Origin of the sequence: Caldalkalibacillus salinus (assembly GCF_016745835.1) — a bacterium.
Taxonomy (GTDB): Bacteria; Bacillota; Bacilli; order Caldalkalibacillales; family JCM-10596; genus Caldalkalibacillus_A; species Caldalkalibacillus_A salinus.
The window spans coordinates 1-21,650 of record NZ_JAERVL010000017.1 but is presented as its reverse complement, the minus strand read 5'-3'; the positions used below and the strand labels follow the sequence as shown (position 1 = coordinate 21,650).

General features: G+C 39.6%; 21 protein-coding genes. 14 read left to right on the top strand and 7 right to left on the bottom strand.

Translation table 11 applies throughout. The annotated features are described in order from the left end of the window. The first annotated feature begins 33 nt into the window (after positions 1–33). Positions 34–489 carry a GNAT family N-acetyltransferase gene (locus JKM87_RS11155; RefSeq protein ID WP_202080447.1) on the top strand — a complete coding sequence of 152 codons (456 nt, stop codon included), beginning with the start codon at positions 34–36 and terminating at the stop codon, positions 487–489. Positions 490–616: 127 nt separating this feature from the next. Here JKM87_RS11155 and JKM87_RS11150 read toward each other — a convergent pair whose 3' ends face one another. Then, a complete protein-coding gene (locus tag JKM87_RS11150) occupies positions 617–1,201 on the bottom strand; it encodes a TetR/AcrR family transcriptional regulator (protein ID WP_336885169.1) in 585 nt (194 codons plus the stop codon). Positions 1,202–1,350: 149 nt separating this feature from the next. Here JKM87_RS11150 and JKM87_RS11145 point away from each other — a divergent pair, with 149 nt between their 5' ends. From JKM87_RS11145 to JKM87_RS11095, 12 genes are all read left to right on the top strand, one after another. Then, complete coding sequence (locus JKM87_RS11145; protein ID WP_202080445.1) at positions 1,351–3,408, top strand: efflux RND transporter permease subunit; 2,058 nt, start codon at positions 1,351–1,353, stop codon at positions 3,406–3,408. Between the two features lie 2 nt (positions 3,409–3,410). Beyond that, the gene (locus tag JKM87_RS11140; protein ID WP_336885168.1) at positions 3,411–5,234 is read left to right on the top strand and encodes a coiled-coil domain-containing protein; all 1,824 of its coding nucleotides are present in this window, start codon (positions 3,411–3,413) and stop codon (positions 5,232–5,234) included. A 240-nt stretch (positions 5,235–5,474) separates the two neighbouring features. Continuing rightward, complete coding sequence (locus JKM87_RS11135; RefSeq protein ID WP_202080443.1) at positions 5,475–6,755, top strand: hypothetical protein; 1,281 nt, start codon at positions 5,475–5,477, stop codon at positions 6,753–6,755. Positions 6,756–6,842: 87 nt separating this feature from the next. Next, positions 6,843–7,571: an ABC transporter ATP-binding protein gene (locus JKM87_RS11130; RefSeq protein WP_236838765.1), complete on the top strand. Its 729-nt coding sequence runs from the start codon at positions 6,843–6,845 to the stop codon at positions 7,569–7,571. Then, positions 7,558–8,310: an ABC transporter permease gene (locus tag JKM87_RS11125; RefSeq protein WP_202080441.1), complete on the top strand. Its 753-nt coding sequence runs from the start codon at positions 7,558–7,560 to the stop codon at positions 8,308–8,310. Before JKM87_RS11130 ends, JKM87_RS11125 begins: the two co-directional genes overlap by 14 nt. Positions 8,311–8,420: 110 nt before the next feature. Next, on the top strand, positions 8,421–9,854 hold the full coding sequence (locus JKM87_RS11120; protein WP_202080440.1) for a sensor histidine kinase: 1,434 nt from the start codon (positions 8,421–8,423) through the stop codon (positions 9,852–9,854). Between the two features lie 19 nt (positions 9,855–9,873). Beyond that, a complete protein-coding gene (locus JKM87_RS11115; protein ID WP_202080439.1) occupies positions 9,874–10,569 on the top strand; it encodes a response regulator transcription factor in 696 nt (231 codons plus the stop codon). A 52-nt stretch (positions 10,570–10,621) separates the two neighbouring features. Then, the gene (locus JKM87_RS18075; RefSeq protein WP_272899204.1) at positions 10,622–10,744 is read left to right on the top strand and encodes a hypothetical protein; all 123 of its coding nucleotides are present in this window, start codon (positions 10,622–10,624) and stop codon (positions 10,742–10,744) included. A gap of 169 nt (positions 10,745–10,913) precedes the next feature. Beyond that, a complete protein-coding gene (locus JKM87_RS11110; protein WP_202080438.1) occupies positions 10,914–11,369 on the top strand; it encodes a 2-thiouracil desulfurase family protein in 456 nt (151 codons plus the stop codon). A gap of 207 nt (positions 11,370–11,576) precedes the next feature. Beyond that, a complete protein-coding gene (locus JKM87_RS11105; RefSeq protein WP_202080437.1) occupies positions 11,577–12,125 on the top strand; it encodes a hypothetical protein in 549 nt (182 codons plus the stop codon). Positions 12,126–12,552: 427 nt separating this feature from the next. Then, positions 12,553–13,806, top strand: a complete 1,254-nt coding sequence (locus JKM87_RS11100) for an aminopeptidase (protein ID WP_202080436.1) — start codon at positions 12,553–12,555, stop codon at positions 13,804–13,806. A gap of 122 nt (positions 13,807–13,928) precedes the next feature. Next, positions 13,929–14,585: an SAP domain-containing protein gene (locus JKM87_RS11095; RefSeq protein WP_202080435.1), complete on the top strand. Its 657-nt coding sequence runs from the start codon at positions 13,929–13,931 to the stop codon at positions 14,583–14,585. A 457-nt stretch (positions 14,586–15,042) separates the two neighbouring features. Here JKM87_RS11095 and JKM87_RS11090 read toward each other — a convergent pair whose 3' ends face one another. The 4 genes from JKM87_RS11090 to JKM87_RS11075 form a co-directional block, all read right to left on the bottom strand. Further along, positions 15,043–15,444 carry a hypothetical protein gene (locus tag JKM87_RS11090; RefSeq protein WP_202080434.1) on the bottom strand — a complete coding sequence of 134 codons (402 nt, stop codon included), beginning with the start codon at positions 15,442–15,444 and terminating at the stop codon, positions 15,043–15,045. 52 nt (positions 15,445–15,496) lie between these two features. Continuing rightward, complete coding sequence (locus JKM87_RS11085; RefSeq protein WP_202080433.1) at positions 15,497–15,826, bottom strand: immunoglobulin-like domain-containing protein; 330 nt, start codon at positions 15,824–15,826, stop codon at positions 15,497–15,499. Positions 15,827–16,105: 279 nt separating this feature from the next. After that, complete coding sequence (locus tag JKM87_RS11080; RefSeq protein ID WP_202080432.1) at positions 16,106–17,020, bottom strand: hypothetical protein; 915 nt, start codon at positions 17,018–17,020, stop codon at positions 16,106–16,108. Between the two features lie 154 nt (positions 17,021–17,174). Then, entirely contained in the window at positions 17,175–18,965 is a 1,791-nt protein-coding gene (locus JKM87_RS11075) for an ABC transporter substrate-binding protein (RefSeq protein WP_202080431.1), read from the bottom strand. Positions 18,966–19,071: 106 nt separating this feature from the next. Between JKM87_RS11075 and JKM87_RS11070 the strand changes: the two genes are divergently transcribed. After that, positions 19,072–20,034: a DMT family transporter gene (locus JKM87_RS11070; RefSeq protein ID WP_236838764.1), complete on the top strand. Its 963-nt coding sequence runs from the start codon at positions 19,072–19,074 to the stop codon at positions 20,032–20,034. A 260-nt stretch (positions 20,035–20,294) separates the two neighbouring features. Here the strand turns inward: JKM87_RS11070 and JKM87_RS11065 are convergent, their stop codons facing one another. Both JKM87_RS11065 and JKM87_RS11060 read right to left on the bottom strand, forming a co-directional pair. Continuing rightward, positions 20,295–20,552 carry a GNAT family N-acetyltransferase gene (locus JKM87_RS11065; protein ID WP_202080430.1) on the bottom strand — a complete coding sequence of 86 codons (258 nt, stop codon included), beginning with the start codon at positions 20,550–20,552 and terminating at the stop codon, positions 20,295–20,297. Positions 20,553–20,924: 372 nt separating this feature from the next. Continuing rightward, on the bottom strand, positions 20,925–21,362 hold the full coding sequence (locus JKM87_RS11060; protein WP_202080429.1) for a DUF4830 domain-containing protein: 438 nt from the start codon (positions 21,360–21,362) through the stop codon (positions 20,925–20,927). Positions 21,363–21,650: the final 288 nt, after the last annotated feature.

Below are 21,650 nucleotides of genomic sequence, written 5' to 3'. Positions count from 1 at the left end.
GACTCAATGCCTTTCATATAGGAGACGATGATCATGAATATCCGGTTACGACATAAGGATGAAAAACCACCAATGGCATTGCTGCTATTAGCTGATCCTTCTCCACGTATAGTGGAAGCGTACTTAGAGCGAGGGGATTGTTACATTGCAGAAATGAACAATGAAACGATTGGCATTTATGTTCTACTTCCAACGAGGCCTGAAACGGTGGAGCTAGTGAACATTGCAGTCGTAGAAGAAAAGCATGGTAGGGGTATAGGAAGGCTTTTAATAAAGGATGCTATTCAGACAGCGAAAAGAAACGGGTACCAGACAATTGAGATTGGGACAGGAAACTCAAGCATAGGTCAGCTTGCTTTATATCAGAAATGTGGGTTTAGAATAACTGGTATTGATAGAGACTTTTTTACTAGCCATTACCAAGAAGACATCTACGAGAACGGGATACAATGCAGGGATATGATTCGTTTAGCTCAAAATCTATTATGAACATTCAAATAAACCATTAGAAAACAATCATGTCACATTTATCAGACTGTAGACGAAGCACTGAAGCGGACTTCATCTACAGTCTTTTTTTAGTACAATGCAATGGAACAAAGAACATTAATTCGTATCAGCGTAATGAGGAAAGCCCGTTATTGGTCAGGTCCGTGATGATTTTAGCCATTTCCTTTGGCGACTGGTCCATGCCATTATTCAACCAGTTTCTGACCACGTGAATACTACCACTAACCACAAACATACTGATATATTCTGAGAGCGCCTGATCTTCCTTATCGAAACTGATGACATCCAGCCAGTTTTTCATCAAGAATTGCTGAGCGATCTTCATAATCCTCTTTTGGAACGCTATATCCCCATGCTCACTCAAAAGAATTTGACATTTCTCGCTGTTTGCCACGATATACTCTAGCATGACTTCAGTCATTTGTAAGGCTTCTTCTTCCTTCGTGTAATTGTACTGACTAAATGTCTCGTTTATATCCTCAATCATTTCTTCTTCAATACTGTATAGGAGATCATACGGATCTGAGTAATGGGAATAAAACGTTGAGCGATTGATATCGGCTCGTTCACATAGTTCTTTTACGGTCACCGAGGAAATTTGCTTTTCCTTTAATAATGACATCAGACTGTCCTTTAGAACCATGCGGGTATATTTTTTTCTCCTGTCTAACTTAGCGTTCAATCCTATCACCCTTTACTATTATTTTTTATCGTAATCCAACATAATGGCCCCTAGTGTTGTCAACTGTACGTATGTAAATAAACTGTTTGTTGAATAAGCAACACTGTGTATTTATAATGGTAAAGTGTAAAACGTGCCATTGCAAGAAGGGGTGAGTTATGATTGGCATAGTAGCAAGAATGACCAAATATAAAAAATGGATTGTCTTTTCTTTTATACTGATTGCGATCATCTCATCTGTGGCGCAATTATTTGTATCCGTCAATTATCGTATGGTCGATTACTTACCCGATGATGCCCAATCGACACAAGCGATTGACATCATGGATCAGGAATTTACAACGGCTGTTCCAAATACGAGAGTCATGATACATGACGTCACGGTTCAGGAAGCCCTAAACTATAAAAGCCAACTAGTCGCGATTGACGGGGTGTCCGATGTTGTCTGGTTAGATGACCTCGTCGATTTGAAAACACCGCTTGAAATGATAGAGCCTGAGTTAATAGAAGACTACTACAAGGATAACAAGGCGTTATTTTCATTGAGTGTACGCGATGGTGAAGAAGTCGCCGCTACGGATGCCATATATGAGCTCGTGGGTGATAAAGGGGCTATCGCTGGTGAGGCGTTAGATACGGCCACTTCACAAAAGATGGCGGGAACGGAAACCCTTTACGCCGCGTCACTTCTCATACCCATTATTATCCTTATATTGGTCCTATCCACCACCTCCTGGGCAGAGCCCGTGTTTTTCTTGGTTGCAATTGGCGTTTCAGTGGTGATCAACTTAGGAACGAACGTGTTCATCGGCGAGGTTTCTTTCGTTACACAATCGGTCGCTCCAATATTACAGCTCGCCGTATCGCTAGATTATGCTATTTTTCTCCTGCACAGTTTTTCAGATTATAGGAAGAAGAAGTACCATGTCGAAGAGGCGATGCAGCTAGCGGTGAAAAAATCTTTCCCTACGATTACAGCGAGTGCAGCGACGACGTTTTTTGGATTTACGGCCCTTACATTTATGAATTTTGAAATCGGATCAGATCTTGGATTCAACTTAGTGAAAGGGATTTTCCTCAGTTACGTGACCGTCATCCTCTTTTTACCCGCTTTAACGTTATGCTTTTATAAATGGATTGATAAAACTCAGCACAAAAGCTTCGTTCCTAGCTTCAAAGGCATCGGAGGTCGTGTGCTAAAAATGCGGGTGCTGAGTGTCATCGTTGTCTTTGCGCTTCTGATCCCGAGCTTCTTAGCCCAAAGTCAAACGGCGTTTACGTATGGTCTTGGGGAGCAGCCGGAAACGACACGAGCGGGCAGCGATTTACTAGAGATAGAAGCGTCGTTTGGGGCATTCACCCCGATTGTGGTCCTCGTCCCTAAAGGGGATGTCGCCAAAGAGGCAAAACTAGCACAAGATTTAGAGGAAATAGAGCATGTCACAAGCGTCATGGCTTATGTGAATACGGTAGGGTCTGTGATCCCATCCGAATATCTCGATGAGTCAATGACGAGTGAGTTCTTTTCAGAGCATTATAGCCGCATGATTATCAATACGGATACTGGTAAGGAGGGTGATGTTCCCTTTGGCGTAGTGGAAACGGTACAGCAGACAGCAGCCCACTATTATGGAGACGAGGCCCTCACGCTAGGGGAAAGTGTCACACTATATGACATCAAAAACACGGTGATGAGAGACAACACGGTTGTCAATATCCTAACGGTTGTGACCATAGCCATCGTTCTTATCATCACCTTTAGGTCCGTGTCTATACCACTTATATTGTTGATCACAATTCAGTCTGCTGTATGGATCAATCTATCGATTCCGTATTTCACCGCTACTTCCTTAGTTTTTGTCGGGTACCTGATCATTAGCACGGTCCAACTGGCCGCTACGGTGGACTACGCCATTCTACTTTCAGACGCGTATAAAGAGAATCGTAGAAAGATGCCGTCATTACGTGCGATTAAGAAGACATTGGATGAGAAAACGTTCTCGATTTCCGTATCAGCCTCCATTTTATCCAGTGTAGGGTATATATTGTGGCTGACGTCTTCCAATCCTATCGTTTCTTCCATTGGTCTGCTGCTGGGAAGAGGGGCGTTGCTGGCCTTTGTTGTGGTCGTCTGCTTCTTACCAGCGCTACTGCTCATGACGGATAGATGGATCAGTCGAACGACGTATCGAGCAAATTTTTATGAGGGGGAATGACGATGAGACAAAAACGTTATGTACTCGTTGTACTGGTTATGATGCTGATCATCCCTTCATTTCTAGTTGAAGCGGCACCTAACGTTGATGCGGATAAAACATCTGAAGCGGAAAAAGTGGAGGGCGAACTTGCCTCCAAGGATGAGGTGGTATACGCCACACTAGACCCTACAGGAGAACGATCCGACATCTATGTGGTGAACACGTTGGATGTAAGTAAACCAGGCACGATTAACGATTACGGCTCGTACTCAAGCGTAAGGAACTTAACGGACTTATCTGACATACACCAAGAGCATAATAGGGTCCAGATTGAGGCGCCAGAAGGTCAGTTTTATTATCAAGGTAACATGAAGGATGGCCGTGAATTACCATGGGACTTTACCATCTCTTATCGGCTGAACGGGGAGGAGATGACACCAGAAGAACTTGTCGGTAAAGACGGGCATTTACAGATGAACATGACCACATCGGCGAACGAAAATGTAGATCGAACGTTCTACGAAAACTATCTACTACAAGTCTCTATTCCGCTTTCTCCTTCTATCTATAGCCATATTCAGACCCCCGACGCCATGATGGCCAACGCAGGCAAGGATAAGATTCTCACCTTTACTGTGATGCCTGAAGAAGAGGGGCATATACAGTTCGAAGCAGACGTGGTGGACTTTGAAATGGAAAGTATCGAAATATCCGCGGTTCCATCCAACATGGCCCTAGAGGTTGATGCCAATGGGTTAACAGAAGACATCCGTACACTTTCAGATGCGATTAACGACATTCATGAGGGAGTCACGGCATTAAGAACGGGTGTGACGGATTTAAATAACGGTGCAAAAGACCTGCGTCAGGGCTCAGCAGAGTACCAACAAGGCATGATGGACATCAGCGAAGCGTCTTCTGAACTCGTTAATGCTTCTTCGGCCATTAACGAAGCTCTTGGCACAATCAATGATCGTCTTCAAAACGACACGGAAGAAGTGGATCTCAGTGAACTGCAAAGCCTTCCCGATGGGCTCACTCAATTAGCGGATGGCTTACATGAAACAGCGGATGGGCTATCGACGCTAAGAGAGAACTACGACATGGCTTACAACACATTGGACGGTGCCATGGGGGACATCCCTGAGTACGATATAACGGAAGAAGAAATACAACGTTTATATACGAGTGGCGCAGATCAAGATGTGCTCAATCAGTTGATCGAAACGTATTCGGCTGCACTTAAAGTTAAGAAAACCTACGCCGAAGTACAAGAAGGTTTTGAGTCAGTGAATACAACATTGAAGGCCATGAATGATTCTATTCAGGAAATGGCACACGCGCTACATTCAACGGCAAACGATCTTTCATCATCTCTTAAAGGGACGGATGATATGAATGCACTCAAGGAATTACAGGAAGGATTGGCTCAATTGACCTCCGATTATGGAGAGTTTCACGACGGCCTATTACACTATACAGAAGGTGTAGACCAGCTCGCAAGTGAATACCAAGACCTACATGATGGCATCGACGCGTTGTCTGAAGGAACGAACGAGCTAGAAGAGGGAGTAGGAGCGCTTCAAAACGGTACGGAAACATTAACGCATTCAACAGCACGTTTACCAGAGCAAATACAAGAGGAAATTAACAGCATGACCACCGATTATGATAAATCGGATTTTGACCCTATCTCTTTTGTCTCTCCTAAAAATGAAAAGATCAACAACGTACAGTTTGTAATGAAAACAGAAACCATTAAGAAGGAAGATGAAGAAAGAATAGAAGAACCCGAACAGGAAGAGAAAGGATTTTGGAGTCGCCTATTGGACTTATTTTTTTAGAGCAGGGTCTTAATGACGTGACGTCATTGATTCAAAAGATAAATAATGCCTTTAAATAGAATGAATGTTAATATGTGTATGATGGTGTTATTTTAGACCATTGTACACATTTTTTAATGGTGGCCTTATTCACTCGAGTTTATAATTTGTTAATAGTTTATTTAGATAGATTCAATAGGTCGCCATTATAATAAAAAGCAAGGAAACGTTTCCGAATATAAATTAAAAGGAGATGAAAAAATGAAATTTAAAAAATCAACGCTGACCGTCCTTTCATTTACGGTTGGCGCCTGTATGTTCGTGTCCACAGCTTTTGCCGATATGGCGCTGGGTACCGGATATGATCGGTTAAAGCATACCGTAAAAGGCACAGCTGCTCAAATGGAGGAGGACCTAGACAACTATACGATCGAGATGCTGGTGACGTTAAAAGATAATGATCAAACACTGTTTGAGAGCTCTATTTATCATAAAATTGATAACGAAAATCAAGCGTCTGAAGAAACATCAGTCACCCAATACTCAAATGGTGAGACAACACGCCACTACAGATATTATGATCAGGAGATGTCAGTTTGGAAGAACAATACAGACGACAGATATTATGTGACAGAATACGATGATGATTTTGATAGAGGAAACCGAAAAAATATCTTTACAAACCCTTTTAACGAGGATGGCGCAGCGGAGATGGAGAAGATCGCTGATGCTGTGGTGGGCAATCTGAAAGATTATGTTCAATTTGAAGACACACCTGACGGCGGACGAGCGTATTCAGGTCACCTGTCTGAGGCGCAAGTACCTGCCCTCATCAATGCTGTCTCTTCATTCGGGGTTAAGCAAATGATTAACGATCAGAGACATATGGAGAGAAATAGGAATCTCCCGGAAATCACGAGTGATATTTTTGTCAAAAATGTAACGGGTACAGCTATTGAAAACGAAGCGGGGCTGTTGGAAAACTTGACAGGTCAAGTGGTCCTCTCCGGTCAAGACGATAGTGGTGCACAGCATGAGTTATCACTAGATGTGGTCTTCAAGCTTTCTGACATTGGAAACACCACATTTACAGCGCCTGACCTCACAAGTGAAGATGTTGAGAGAGTGAGCCACGATTCCTTTGGCTTTAATAGTAAACACGTGGGGACATACAAAAACGATATCGTAATTGAAAAAGATGGCGCGTTCGTAAAAATCGGAGAGAGAACACTTGAAATCACGAGTGTGGAAGACAAAACCGTGACTGGGAAGTATTACGAAACGGTGAAGCCTGAATACGAATCCGACTATCCTCAAACACCGTACGACTTTACATTTGAATATGTTCAAGAGTCCGAACATATGTCATTCTTTACTTATCAAAATGCTAATGGAGAAGAGGAACAAGGATCACTTCACCCAAGTGACAAAGGTCAGGTTTACCTCGATCTAGGTATTGAGGTCACAGGTGAGAACTCGTACCATTCTGGCATGAATCACGAATATTTCAACGGACAATTTAATCGAGTGTTTGAAGAGTAAATATTGAAGTGCAAATAGAGAAAGCTTTGTGCCCCTCAAGTGAACCTTTCACTTGAGGGACAGTTCATGTAATGGAGGATGTTATCATTGTCAAATAAAGCGATAGAAATCACAAGTCTGACCAAAATGTATGACAACGGCAGAGGGATTAGCGATTTGAATTTAGAAGTCGACCAAGGAGATATATTCGGTTTTCTAGGTCCAAACGGTGCAGGAAAGACAACGGCGATGAAAATCATGACGGGCCTCATGAAACCGGACCTTGGTGACGTGAAGATTTATGGCTATAGCATTTTAGAGCACTATGTAGAAGCGATGGAACACGTCGGCTGTATGATCGAGACAGCGGAGTCCTATCCTTATTTAACGGCGTATGACAATCTCAAGATGTTTGCCAGGTATTATCCTCACGTTGACGAGCAGAGGGTCAACGAATGTCTGGAAATGACCGGTTTATCAAGATATAAAAATGAGAAGTCCAGAAGATTTTCGCTGGGGATGAAACAAAGACTTGGATTAGCGGCAGCAATGCTTTCTAAGCCCAAACTGTTAATATTAGATGAGCCTCTCAATGGACTGGATGTCGAGGGCATGTTAGATATGCGCAAGCTGATCAAACGACTGGCCGAAGAAGAGGGTACAACATTTTTCATCTCTAGTCATTTAATTCATGACGTTGAATTGACATGTACGAAAGTCGGCGTCATATATGGTGGAAGGCTGGTCAATGTGGATAAGACGCAGCACATTCTTGAAAATTATGCTTCTCTGGAAAACTATTATGTGAGCGAGGTCGATCGAAATGGTAGGGTTTAAAGCCGCATTTATCAATGAAACTGTTAAGTTGTTCAAAAAGAAGAAGCTGATGGCGGCCGCTATTTTATCTATTCTTGCTGTTATCATCGGCCAAATTGCCGTATCTGCAATCAAGCATGGCTTCGGATTGAGAGTTGTAGGGAGCACAGAATTTCCTCTCGTGGTGCTCGCGGTATTCGCTTATACGTTACTTCCTCTTTTTGCCACTTTTGTGGCCATCGATATGTTTAACGGCGAGTTTTCATCTAATACGATGAAAATAACGCTTACCCGGCCGGTTTCAAGATTCGGTGTATTTAGCGCTAAAATACTCAACATTGCCTTGTTCATCATGGCAAATCTGATGTTTGTCATGATTCTAGCCTTGCTAGCCGGACTGCTCTTTAATCCTTCATCCTTTAGCTTGATGGGGGTCATAAAGGTCATCATGGCCTATTTGGCCACATTTTTACCTGTTTTTGTTTTTACGCTCCTTGTGGTCTTGCTTTCCAATATCCTTCGAGGAGGTATTGCTGTATTCTTTCTAGCCGTTCTTCTCTTTATCGGGTTTAACGTACTGGACATTTTGTTTACCAATTTTTCTAGCTTTCTCATCACCTCCAAGTTTGATTGGTATATGCTATGGATTTCTGAAAACGTGAACGAGTTTAAAATTCTTCGCCAGCTTCTCATAATGTTAGGGTATGGTATAATGCTATTTACCGCAGGTTATTATTTGTTCGACCGAAGAGAACTTTAAAGAGATATGTAAGAAGTATACAAGAGATTTATACGAAATTTATAAGAGATTTGGGATTTATAAGACATGAGATATATAGAGGGTACTTATAGAATAGAAAGGTCATACTTATGCAATTAGCCAAACGATTTTTTGCCATGAACGTGCTGACAGTACTGGTTTCGGTTGCGATTACCGTGTTAGCTGTGCTTATATTTGTTGCCGCTTATACGACATTGTTTAGCACTGAAATGGTGACCAACGAAATGAAAAAGATGTTTGAAGTCAGGTCGGGACTGAGTGAGATTAAGAGAGAAGTGCTGACATTAGAGTTCGAACAACTGCTTGTTACACAGTATCAGGAGGAGCTGTCCAGCCGTGTTAGAGCTTTAGGGGCACATGCCATTATTTTAAAAAATAGAGACGTATTATTCGCGACAAAAACGTTAAATGACATAGACATTGAAAGAAGTTTAATGCTATCTGACAATACGTCTGACTTTGAAACGTTAGATATAAATGGCGACACCTTTATGTATACGAGAGCGGACTATCCTCTCCGTTCTGGAGAGACGGGGACCTTGTTAATGCTAGCGCCTATCAAGTTCAATACAGGCTTCTACCTCGTACTTGGTATTTTTACAGTTGGTATTTTTATCCTGACTTTTCTGATCATGAATTTTTGGGTTTCCTACCGGTTCTCAAAAGGCATCATCACGCCAGTTTCCAGACTAAAGGATGCCGCCATTAGAATCAGTGAAGGCGATCTAAACTGGGGGATCGCAGAAGATGGTGAAGGTGAGGTCAGGGAACTGAGCCGGACGCTCGAGCTCATGAGGATAAAATTAAAAGAGTCCGTTTACTTACAACAGAAATACGATGAGAACAGAAAGTTTTTGGTCTCTAGTATCTCGCACGACTTAAAGACCCCAGTGACGTCCATTATTGGTTATATCAAAGGGATTACCGATGGTGTAGCCACAACACCTGAGAAAATGGAGGAATACCTGGAAACGGCATCGTCAAAGGCGGTTATGGTCAACAGTATGATCGACGATCTCCTATTGTACTCCAAGCTGGATTTAAACCAAATCCCTTATCATCTGGAAAAAACAGATCTGGAAGGGTACTTCGAGGATTGTGTTTATGACCATCGCTATGAATATGAACAGGCTCATATCAAACTTGCACTGACCCGTGAGTTAAAGAATAAGGTCTTTGTTTTCATTGATCGTGAAAGGTTTAAAAGGGTCATTCAAAACATTCTAGATAATGCGAAGAAGTACATGGAAAAGACGGAGGGACAGGTCGATATCCTCTTAAGAGAAACCCGGAATTCCGCCATCATTGAAATTAGGGATAATGGCAAAGGCATACCTGAGGATGACCTCCCGCATATTTTTGAGAAGTTTTATCGTGTTGATCCGTCAAGAAAGAGTGCAAACGGCAGCGGTCTTGGACTGGCGATTGCGAAGCAAATTGTAGAGGGGCATGAAGGTAAAATATGGGTTCAAAGTGCCGTAGAAGAAGGCACCCGTATCATGATATCTCTAAAAAAGTATTAGTGCTTGTGGGGGTTAAGGGATGAGAAACATACTGATTGTTGAGGACGATCAAAGTATAGCCAAACTGCAAAAGGATTATCTGGAGCTCAGCGGTTTTTCCGTCAAAATAGTAAACAATGGCCCTGATAGCTTACAAGCGCTTCAGGAAGCATCGTTTGATCTCATCATCCTGGACATTATGCTACCGGAGATGGACGGCTTTGATGTATTGAAAACAATCCGTGAGAAGGAAGACATTCCCGTGCTCCTCGTGTCGGCCAGGACGGAAGAAATATATAAAGTGAACGGCCTGGGTCTCGGTGCCGATGACTACATCACAAAACCGTTCAGTGCAGCTGAACTGGTTGCGCGGGTAAAGGCACACCTCAATAAGTTTGATCGGATGAAGGAACGGTTTGGCGGAGTGGATCAAGGCAGCATGATACAGGTCAGGGGTTTAGAGATTCATAAGGATTCCAGAAGGGTATTTGTGAATGGGGAGGAAGTATCGTTGGCGCATAAGGAATTCGACCTGCTTCTGTTTCTGTTCGAAAATGCTAATCGGGTTTTTAATAAGGAAGAGCTTTTTGATCGAATCTGGGGGATGGATGCACTTGGCGATGCCTCAACAGTAACCGTACATATTGCCCGAATCAGGGAGAAAATTGAGGAGAACCCATCCAAGCCCCAGTATATTAGCACCGTGTGGGGTGCGGGATACAGGTTTATGGTGTAGATTAACTAAACATGAGAGGGTGGTCATTATTTTTAATAAGCGAGTGGCTTTAATGGGCTTAATATTATTATGCTTAACCCTTGCGTTAATGGGGTGTTCCTCTGATGAAACAAATAGAGCGTATGCGTCTGAACCCATGGACATCGCTGTAGAGCATCATACGAAGCTATTATAGACAAGAGGATTACGATTTTAATTTTGGTAAAATGGTAGTCAAATGATGCATAAAGATGATTTTTAAGACATGAACACGGTGTAAAGGTCATGACCTTTACACCAGACAAACCTCAGATGAAGATGACCGATCTAATATTGGGAAATTAAACGAGTTGAGGTGGTATCAGATGATATTGGTGAGTTCTTGTTTAGCCGGACAAGAGGTACGGTATAATGGTACGCATAGTCTAAATGAAAAGATTAGTAAACGAGTAGATGAGAATAAAATGACGACGATATGCCCCGAGTTACTCGGGGGATTTTCAGTTCCAAGAGAACCAGCTGAAATCGTAGGTGGAGACGGATATGACGTATTAGATGGAAGAGCTAAAGTTGTTGAAAGATCAGGTAATGATGTAACCGAACTTTACATCAAAGGCGCTTATGCCACATTAGAAAAAGCCAAAGACATTAACGCAACAATAGTCGTTCTCAAGGAAAATAGCCCATCCTGCGGAAGTACAATGATCTATAATGGAGAATTTCAGGGGAAGAAAATCGCTGGAAATGGCGTGACCTCCGCATTACTTAAAAGAAACGGATTAGAGGTCATATCAGAAGAACAATTTGTTGAATATTACTAAATAAAACCAGCTAGAGATTAACAAGCCCTTAGAAAAAAAGAAGAAATGACAGATAGAGAAGGGCTCCTACCAAGCTATTTAGGTAGTAACTATAGGTAGTCAGCTCTGCTTTTATAGGAGTATATTTCGATGATATAAATATAAAGAAAAGAAGGTCGGATATGTATTAAAGCGAGATACATTTTGCTTATTGTATTGATAATCACTGTGTCGACTATTCTTTTTCTGCTCATATCAATTAAAGAAAACCTTGTTCATGATACGGCAGTCAACGAAAAGGTCGATCAAATTAGAGATTTTAGCGTCAATACCGATTCTACAGATTTGAATACATCAGTAAAAGGAACGGTATTTATTAGGGGAGAAGAAGGAATACCTGAGCATGTACAGATTGTTGCTTCGATTGAGATCGACCCAAATGACTGGGGTGGTGTTGCTTTCTATGTCCCTGACAAATGGTATATTTCCAATATTAAAAGTAGCTTTACAGCAAACGAAACGCAATCAAAACCTAGGGACTATGTATCGACATGGACTACTGAGGAACATGAAAGGAACGCTTTTATAGAAGTTGGAAGAGATACGGGAGGAGGAACAGGAACGCTTGTCATTGATATCGTTCCTGATCAAAATGTCATCAACCCGTCTGAGACATTTAATATTTCGGTTTCGGTGGGTTCCGATGAAAAAAACGGCACAAAGATTGTCGGTACTGATTCTATAAGCGTCCCCATATCATTAACGGATAACGAATAGCTGTTTATGGGGTAGAGCCAGCATCGATTATGAAGTGCAATCTGCCCAAAATATTGAAAGAGTCTATAGAAATGTGGAAGGATATGGGGTATCAAGTGATAAGTAGAGATTACACAAACGATTTAGAAATTCCCGTATTCGGTCATATAGAGAATTATACCTTGGAGATTATCCGCATTAAAGAGGTAATCAGCATGTCTACAAATCATATAAAAATGAAAAAAATCATAATAAAACAATTAAAAAATTAGGCTGTCTCTTTCCAAAACTTTATGGAAAAGTGATAGCCTAATTTTTCTTGAACTCGATTATCAATGTGTGTATGTTATTCTTGTACTTTTATTATAACTCCATTAATGAAATTAGCTTAGTTAATTGAAGTTTTTCTGTTTATAAAGGAATAAAAAAAGTTAGGAGCTAGTGTGTGATGATTAAAGGGATATATGAGCTTGTTAGCGAAGAACAGTTGATAAAGTATGCAGAGCTTGCAGTACGAGCTGGTGTAAATGTGCAAAAGAATCAATTAGTGATTATTCATAGTGACATAAAAAATGCAACGTTTGCACGTCTAATCCAAACAGCAGCCTATGAGGTGGGGGCTTCAAATGTAGTTATGGATTGGACAGATGAACAGTCTACCAAAGAATTTTATTTAAATGCAGCAGATGATGCCATCGATCACTTTCCCAACTGGCAGTACGCTCGCTTTAAGGAGTGGGACGATGCGGGTGCTGCTTACATCCATATTATTTCTGAAAACTTAGATGCCTTTAAGGATGTTTCCACAGAACGGATGAGCCGCTTCCAAAAGGCCTCTCGCACCAAATTGAAGGATTATTACGCAAAGATTAGATCCCACGAGGTACGCTGGTGTCTTCTAGCTGTTCCGTCCTTCACATGGGCAACTAAAGTATTTCCTCACTTAAGTAAAGAAGAAGCCCTGCAATCGTTATGGCAATTAATCTTACGTGGAGCTCGGGCAGACGGAAAAAATCCTATAAAAGACTGGGAAAATCATGACAGAGCCTTCGAGTCCCGAAAAAAGTTTCTAAACGACAGCCAGTTTGAAGCCCTGCATTTTACAAATAGCCGAGGAACTGATTTATTAGTCGGCATGCCTAAAAACCACCTCTTTATCGGAGGGGGTGTTATAGATAAAAAGGGAATACCGTTCTTTCCGAACATTCCCACGGAGGAAATATTTTCTGCTCCTCATAAAAATGAGGTAAATGGCAAACTAGTAGCCACTAAACCGCTTATCTATGGGGGAAGTGTCATCGATGATTTTTACCTAACCTTTAAAGATGGACGGATTACTGCCTATTATGCCGCCACTGGGCAAGAAGCGTTACAAAGTCTCATCGAAACAGAGGAAGGTTCACATTATTTAGGTGAAATTGCTTTGGTCTCTAACAATTCTCCTCTTTCTCAGGCGGATACTCTCTTTTACAACACCTTGTTTGATGAAAATACGGCCTGCCATATTGGAATCGGAAACGCCTCCCCTTCCAACCTTCAAAATGGCAGCAACCTATCGGTGAAAGAGTTGAAGGAAGCAGGACTTAATACTTCCCTCCTGTTAGTCAATGTGGCCTTTGGTACCGATGATATGAAAGTAGTGGGTATTAAAGAAGGTGGAACTGAAGTCCTACTAATGAAAGATGGAGATTTCCAATTCTAATTTGGTCGTCGGATATGCTACCGAAGCACCAACTTTCTCCATATGTATCCAAAGTCCTGACTTTACACTCATGATATAATAATATATGTCAACACTGATAAATATTAGGAGGCATATATAACATGATTAATCGAAAAGAGTTTAGCCCAGGAATGTCTGTTGAAGAGTTTGATCAACATTATTGGTACAAAGAGGAACTGAAGCAAATCTGTATGAAACATAGTCTCTCTTCACACGGAACAAAGGCTGAACTACAAGAGAAAATAAGACAATATTTATCTGGGGAAGTCGTCATTGATAAGCGCAAAAAACATTCAAATGTAAGAAAAAGCGCCCATAATCATGAAATCACTTTACATACCCGACTGATTCCTGAGGGATTTAAATTTAATGATCAAGCGAGAGAATTTTTTATGGAGTACTATCATGTTTCGAAATTTTCCTTTACGAAGGATATGGCGGCAGCACTAAGAGACGCTGAAAAACGTGGGGATCTTGAAATGACGGTGGCGGACTTAATAAAAGTATACGAAGAGAGCAAACTTAGAAAAAAAACAAAAAAAGCGATAGATTCAGCGGAAGAGAAAACGTATCAGTGGAACAATTTTGTGCGTGAATTTAATCAAGACCCGAGAAGCAAGAACATGAAGAACAAAATGAAGGTTGCTGCTCTCCTTTGGCGCTATGTCAAAAACAATCCTGGATCTAAGGAGTATCGCCACGACTTACTCCAACGATTTGAAAAGGATGTTAAGAAAATAACAAGTGTCCACGAATAAATCAGTGGTCACTTTTTTTGGTCCCTAAATAACATTTCTTGATTGCTCAAAAATTAGGGTAATGCATAATTTTCTAATTTGATGTCGCGTCCGATAATATATATTATGTAAACTAGTTAAAATCCTTGCCGATAACGTCGATACTCTTTGTGTCGATACTCTTTTTATTGATTAGCATCAGTTGAGGAAAATACTATGAACCTTTTATAAGGTAATAGGATCAAAACCTCGCTGACTTTCTGTCTGCGCTTAAAGCATGACGTTGCCGCCATGCCTCCAAGACTTGATACAGAGCGGATGGCTAGTCCTTACCCTGGTGGGATCTCCCCCACTAGAATGTGCGACCTAATATATTGTTATTGGAATTCGCCGGCCTCTTTGTTGAGAGGTTGCCATGGATCTTCATACTTGAACGCGATTAGAAGTTAATATTTAATTGATTAGCGATAATCAATTTTTAATATATCTTTGTCTTATCTACGTCTTCTACCAATACTATATCTTTATCAACTAGCTTCCCAACTTTAATTAGCTTTTCGTAACTAACAAAACCATCGTTTGTTGCGTTTCTAACACTTGCGGTAACAATGTACTTGCCACCTTTAATCTCTAAATCTAAGTAGGTTGTGATATATTCATTTGGAAAATGATCGCTTTTATAGTAGATGTATGTATTAGTTTCATCATGAAATATACTAAACCTTAATTTGTTATCATCTTCTCGGATAGTATCTTGAATTGACGACGGAGCATCTTCTATTAATATTTCTTCATGCTCAACCTTTTTACTTACAAGCATATAAACAGATAACAAAATTAATAAACTGCTTAAGATGATAATAATTATATTTTTCTTCATAGAAATTCTCCTTGTGACTGGCCTTCTTCAAGCAGCCTAAATCTAATGAAAATTACTTTATCGTGAACTCAGAGCTGAGTAATATAATATCTTCGGTATTAATATCACGGTCCTTTGAAATGATACGCACTATTCTAAATGTTCCTACTGTTAACCATTCGTCTAATGGTCTAGTTTCAGAATAAAATGGATTTTCCTTAGTTACTTTATCGATTTCTTGCCCATCTTCTATTGGAATAATATTAAAAATTACTTTTTTCCATGTGTTATTAACTTTTTTTTCAAGGGTTATTTCATTACTAATAACATAATATTCTATATCTGTATTATTGGTAATTGTATATGTAATGGAATCACTGAGTGTATAATTACTTTTATCCATTGATATCTTAAAGTCCCCGTTTAATTGATGCTCCGATTCCGTTAATGATGAAGTATTTCCAAGGGTGTAAGTTATCTTTGGATCTTTATTCGGTTCCCCACATGAACTTAAAAATACGACCAAACATAACAGAACTATTATTTTTTAATTTTATTCACTTTCTCAAGAATGAATATCATAAGCATTTGCCAATGATACAACATAATACACATCTGCTAGTTCTTCTTCAGTTGTCCCCTTTATACTTCCAGTCATTTTTCCTAAACACTAACCTTGTAGTTAAATTTCTTTTTCAAACGTTTCACCATCACTGTAGCGGACTTTGATCACATGACGCGCCTGGTCATCCCGCTTCTGCTGTTCCAATCGGAAGAATTGATAGTGCTCATCAGGTGACCTATGCTCATCCCTTTCAATTTCTTGCTCTGAAATCAATGTATTATCCTCATACATTAAAAGAGAAGCCTCTTCGATCCTCTGCATTGAATCAGTATAATGTTCGAGGTTAACGGCAAAGTTCTCCTCATCCAGGTGGATATCCGTTTGGATATGCCCATATTTACTCGTTCCCAAATGATCTAAATGTTCTTTTTGCATATCTCCACTCCTGACCATGTCATCATTGGTGACAGATACAAAGTACCTGAGAGCAGTCTCATCCCGTTCTTTAATCACCTCTTCTTTTGCAAACACCTCCTGTTCTTCAACCGCATGTGATTGATCGCTCCTGTTCACCGTATACTGATAAATTTCCCATCGGGGCTCCATGTCCACTTCTAACGGAAGGTTTACTTGAAACAGCCCTTGTTGGAGCTCTTCTGCTGGAAGAGAGGTGAACTCATCAGACTGACCGTAAGCATAATGGAAGACGACTTCCGAACCAGGTTGCAGCTCCTTGACCTGCCATGTATAGCTTAGCGCCACTTGACCCTGGTCTATCGCGTCCATATTGACATTCCTTTCGATCTGGCCGAGCCAGCTCTGTTCCTCTTTGAATTCATTTAATACATGACGGATTTGTCCCGATTGACCATTGATGTCAGTGATCATGTTATGTTGGTTGTTAGACAGAGAATACACGCTATTTTCTATCTCACCTACTCTAGATAATAGATTGAAATTAACGATTAAACTCACCACTAAAGCCGCGGAAACGAAAATCATAAAAGGTTTGATATACTTGTTACTCTCCAATTTCTTCCCCTCCTGTTATTCTTGTCGAAGTCATCTTCACTCAATACCTAAACTCATCATAAAGAAGCGTTAAGCACTTCGCAATGAAAAGTTAAATGATGGCAAAGTCAAAGTCGGTTGTCTATCATACACGACCATTCTATTTATTCTGGTGTTACGTCAGTTGTTTTCTGTAAAACAAATCTTTGAAAGGGACTAACCCAATGGTACTGAGAGACACCCCCATTAAATGCTGATCATATAGTGCTTTTTGGAAAGTCCAGTACAAAAGAATAGTCATACAGCTATGACGTAGTAACGTATCAACGTTTTTTAATCCTTCTATTCTATCTTGCCTTTTTTCTTCTTGGAAAAGGTGATTCAGAGAGCTTTGTATGATTGCTTTATTTACTGGATCAATAAGGTTATATATAACACCTGATTGAGATTTAACCAAATTATAGAGCGAAACTTCTTCCGATTCTTCGGTGACAAACTCTGAAAGAACGAGGTCAGCATGTTTTGCATTGTCAATAAAGGTCGAAAATGGAAGGTGTTTGGTTTCAATCTCAATTCCGTATTTTCTAGACTCTTGCTGTATCCATTTTATATCCTCTGTATGTGGTGGGAGATCATAGGTCATTAAGATTAACGGTTCTGTTAAAAGACTATCACATGCTTCATGACCATACTTGCCATCTTGAGAAGAAGCGTCTTGTTTGAAAAATGAATGTGCAGGTTCATACCTTGGATAACCCAGATCCTCTACCATTTTCTTTCTGTCTAGTATTGCTGAAAGTTTTCTTCTTATCTCTTCATTCGTTCGTATTTTTTCTTTTTTCATATTCCATGTAAGATACTTTACAGATAATCTTTTCCGTTCGATATATTTTAGTTCAGTATTATGATCTTCCCTGGTTGTAAAGGGCATGTAAAATATCGGCTCCCAATCCATATCGTTTGCGTTAAGATACTTTTCCATAGATGGCAGTATAAAAATGTCGATCTCATCAATATGAGCACGCTCTTGAAAATAGCTGTTATGAACGGTGAGTTTAAGAAAATTTGATTCATGTTCTTTGATTTTGTATGGCCCGGTCCCAATGGGGCGTTTAGAAAACTGTTCAGTGGATTTGTTAGCATAATGATAAGGAACAATGGAACATTTCGGTGAAGTGATCAGGTGCAGCCAGTGATAAGAAGGCTGAGTAAAGGTGAATTGAATCACGTACTTCCCCATACACTTAATCTTATCCAAGCCTTGAACGATCCATCTAGATGGTGTTTTCTTTAATCTTTCAAACGTGAACTTGACATCCTCTGCTCCAAAACTACTTGTATCGTGAAACGAAACCCCTTTTCTTAGATAGAAAGTGAACGTCTTTCCTTCATGATCAATCTCCCAATAATGAGAAAGACACGGTTCTACTTCCTTCCTTTCTTCGTTAAATGTCACTAATGTATTAAATAACTGTTTGACTATATGTCTTTCTGTTTGCCTTTCGACTTGTGAGGGGTCTAAGGCGTACAGAGACCTATAATAGGGTATTTTTAAATACTCGTACTCATTTTCGAATTGGACATCCTGTGCGAACCTTTTATCAATACCAAATAGCTTATGAAAAAACGTACTGATGAGTTGGTGTCTTTCATTTAATTGCGGATGACCCTCTATTATTGATATGAGACGTTCTATATCTACCGTTTTAGGAGAGCATTTTTCATAGCACTCAAACATTTCTTCGAGTGACTTTAAAAAAGTAATACTAGTCGTATGTCCTCTTCCCTTTCCCCTCACGACCTTAATCCACTGTTTTTCCTCCATTTTGTTTAATACGTGAATAACATTCCGTTCTGAACAGTCCAACTCTTTGCTAATCGTCTGTCTGGATACCCTCGTTTGATGATCTGTCTTGATGTCAGCAAACGTCATAAAAAGTCTAATGTAATATTCAACTAGCTTCATTGCTGAGCCTCCGATTAAAAAGGTGAAACGACTACGAATCATTTACACTTTTTATTCTCCGTTTATCAAATATAATCAACGTATGTAAACATAGTCGTTTGAATGAATGAGCAAACCAAAAACCAATGATTGGATGGTGAACATAATGAGTGATTTACAAAAAGGGCATCTATTTAATGTCCTCTCGGTTTTCATGTTAGCGATTGGGCCTTTATTATCGAAGTTTGGACTGCTACAAATTTCTCCTGCTAAAGCAGCACTTATAAACGTTTTGACAATCATCGCAGCCTGTTTTTTATTTGGTCTCTTTACTAAGAAATATGTAACACTATATTTGGAAAAAAATATAATACTGTCAGCTGTTTTTAATGCTATGGGAATCATCTTTTTGTTTTTAAGCATTGATTTACTTTCACCGGTGGAGATTGGTTTCTTAGGAAGGTTCTATACGGTGTTTGCTGTGATTTTAGCCGTCATTTTTCTCAATGAAAAACTGTCTAAGAAAGAAACGTTTTTCATCATTTTTGCTATGCTTGGTACTTTTCTGTTTGTTGAGACAGGTGGTAATTACACCAATCATTTAATCGGGAGTTTTTTCGCTATATTATATACATTCTTCTTTGCACTAACAAATATTTTTATCAAAAAGTCGATGTCTAAGCAAAAGAGCTCTAACTCTATTATGTTTACCAATAATTGTATATCTTTATTTTTTATCTTGAGCTACTCCATCATCAAGGGGGAACTTTTTGATGGACATTATACATTCGAAGGAGTTGGATATTTAGTCCTATCAACACTTTTCGGAGGATTCCTTGGGACAATATTATTATACGAAGCGCTAAGGTATTTGCGATTTTCTATTGCTAATGTGACCAGAGCTTTTAGTCCCTTATTACTAGCGTTTATTTCTTACCCCTTTTTCCCAATTGAGTTAACTGTTAAAAATACAGCTGGTGCCTTCATATTGATTATCTCCATTCTTTTGCTATCTATGGGAGATAAGAATGAAAAAGCAAAAGAAAAAACCATTGTAAAGTCTAAAAAACAGGTTAATAAAATTAATTAATCCTAGCGTATTCCCCAATCGGATGCTGTTTTGTATCTGAATTATTAATTTTTAAACTACCCTTCCGCGCTTCAGAAACTCAGATAAACTATTAGATACTTTGGTCCTAGTTGTATCATCATGATATATCCTATATACAGGAGGGTCACCATCATCCCTCCACTTACGTGTGAACAGCTTGCAATAGGTATATAACCTTCATTTAACACATTCTTTCCTGGTTCATATTCCAAGGCTTCCTTTACAATGGAAAGCAATAATTATTTTGCCACAGAATAAACATATACCCCTTTTCCCCATTTATTAATTATCTTTTCTACCTTCATACCGATTCGTTTAGCAACCTTAGTAGAAGGGACAATGTTGATATCAGGCAAAGAAACAAGTTTAGATAGATTCATTTGCTCAAACCCATATTTCTTACATGCAAGTGCAGCTTCGGTAGCATAACCATTACCCCAAACACGTCTGACAAACAAATACCAATCTCCATTTCTACAGTCCCAATAAATAGCCACTTACAAGCTCCAAAGTGACATTATCCCAGTGATCATTATCCCACCGTAATAATTGTCGTGCATCGTCCCTAGGGCAGCATTATTGACAAGAAATATATACATCATCAGCTTTTGCTATCTCCAATCTAAGCATTCGTGCTGTTAATGATCCTTTGTCAGAATACAAATGCAAAAACTGCAAAACAACAAGAAAGCAAAAGTAAACCATCAGGTTCGGTACCAATCCTTCCCGCGCAGCACCACGTAGATATATTATTATCGGTGGCAACGTCGTCTACTATGTCAGAGGTTTCCATGGATGGCAACCCCTTTCTTCTTAAAATAAAAAATAAAGTTCCGTTCCTCATTACTCATTAGCTTAACAAGTTTGACTTACTCACTTATAACTTTATCTTCAATAAGCCGTTTCTTATCATTTAAAGAAAAACCTCCTGGTGTCCAATTTTCTAATGCACCGGTGCCACCAATTATTTCACCGTCAATCTCATAAATCGTCACATAGACTTTATCTCCGTTTATTTGCTCTTCCTCTAAAACATATGATGTTGTTTTTACTTCTTTTCCCTTGTATTGCTCAAGGTCTAATCCAGATAATTTTAGTGATTCTATACGTTCTGGATAATAATTTATTATCTCTGTTTTTTCACTATAAGGTGTCTTAATATGCCAACCATAATTGGAAAAGAATTGGCTATGTTCACTAAACACATTTTCATTTATAACAATTTCATTTAATTCATTTTTATTTGTATGACTACATCCTGCTAGAAAGAAAATTAACAATATACCATAGAACAGTATTTTATTCATAATTAATTAACTCCTCCTCTTGGGGAATCAATTCAAGTTTTTAAACTGCGGCCATGGACGGTCACACCTATACACGCTTTCCTTTATCGGGCCTGCTTCTAGTTTTGTCTATACTTCTTCTTGAATTTGTTATTTCTTACTGAACAGTGTCTTTGTACTGTATATTAAATAGAGATGTTCTTTTTATCTTCTTTGCAATAATAGTACCCAATCACTGAATCTTAGTATATAAACACTAAAAGCCACCTGGGCTTACCCCTGTCAAGTAGACATTGTAAAAAAAGACTA

What these genes read in the sequence shown, in the direction of transcription:
- JKM87_RS11115 (WP_202080439.1), top strand. Translation starts at nt 9,874, where the DNA reads ATGAGAAACATACTGATTGTTGAGGACGATCAAAGTATAGCCAAACTG.
- JKM87_RS11075 (WP_202080431.1), bottom strand. Translation starts at nt 18,965, where the DNA reads ATGAAGCTAGTTGAATATTACATTAGACTTTTTATGACGTTTGCTGAC.
- JKM87_RS11090 (WP_202080434.1), bottom strand. Translation starts at nt 15,444, where the DNA reads ATGAAGAAAAATATAATTATTATCATCTTAAGCAGTTTATTAATTTTG.
- JKM87_RS11085 (WP_202080433.1), bottom strand. Translation starts at nt 15,826, where the DNA reads ATGGATAAAAGTAATTATACACTCAGTGATTCCATTACATATACAATT.
- JKM87_RS11140 (WP_336885168.1), top strand. Translation starts at nt 3,411, where the DNA reads ATGAGACAAAAACGTTATGTACTCGTTGTACTGGTTATGATGCTGATC.
- JKM87_RS11110 (WP_202080438.1), top strand. Translation starts at nt 10,914, where the DNA reads ATGATATTGGTGAGTTCTTGTTTAGCCGGACAAGAGGTACGGTATAAT.
- JKM87_RS11060 (WP_202080429.1), bottom strand. Translation starts at nt 21,362, where the DNA reads ATGAATAAAATACTGTTCTATGGTATATTGTTAATTTTCTTTCTAGCA.
- JKM87_RS11070 (WP_236838764.1), top strand. Translation starts at nt 19,072, where the DNA reads ATGAGCAAACCAAAAACCAATGATTGGATGGTGAACATAATGAGTGAT.
- JKM87_RS11155 (WP_202080447.1), top strand. Translation starts at nt 34, where the DNA reads ATGAATATCCGGTTACGACATAAGGATGAAAAACCACCAATGGCATTG.
- JKM87_RS11095 (WP_202080435.1), top strand. Translation starts at nt 13,929, where the DNA reads ATGATTAATCGAAAAGAGTTTAGCCCAGGAATGTCTGTTGAAGAGTTT.
- JKM87_RS11100 (WP_202080436.1), top strand. Translation starts at nt 12,553, where the DNA reads ATGATTAAAGGGATATATGAGCTTGTTAGCGAAGAACAGTTGATAAAG.
- JKM87_RS11135 (WP_202080443.1), top strand. Translation starts at nt 5,475, where the DNA reads ATGAAATTTAAAAAATCAACGCTGACCGTCCTTTCATTTACGGTTGGC.
- JKM87_RS11120 (WP_202080440.1), top strand. Translation starts at nt 8,421, where the DNA reads ATGCAATTAGCCAAACGATTTTTTGCCATGAACGTGCTGACAGTACTG.
- JKM87_RS11125 (WP_202080441.1), top strand. Translation starts at nt 7,558, where the DNA reads ATGGTAGGGTTTAAAGCCGCATTTATCAATGAAACTGTTAAGTTGTTC.
- JKM87_RS11145 (WP_202080445.1), top strand. Translation starts at nt 1,351, where the DNA reads ATGATTGGCATAGTAGCAAGAATGACCAAATATAAAAAATGGATTGTC.
- JKM87_RS18075 (WP_272899204.1), top strand. Translation starts at nt 10,622, where the DNA reads ATGGGCTTAATATTATTATGCTTAACCCTTGCGTTAATGGGGTGTTCC.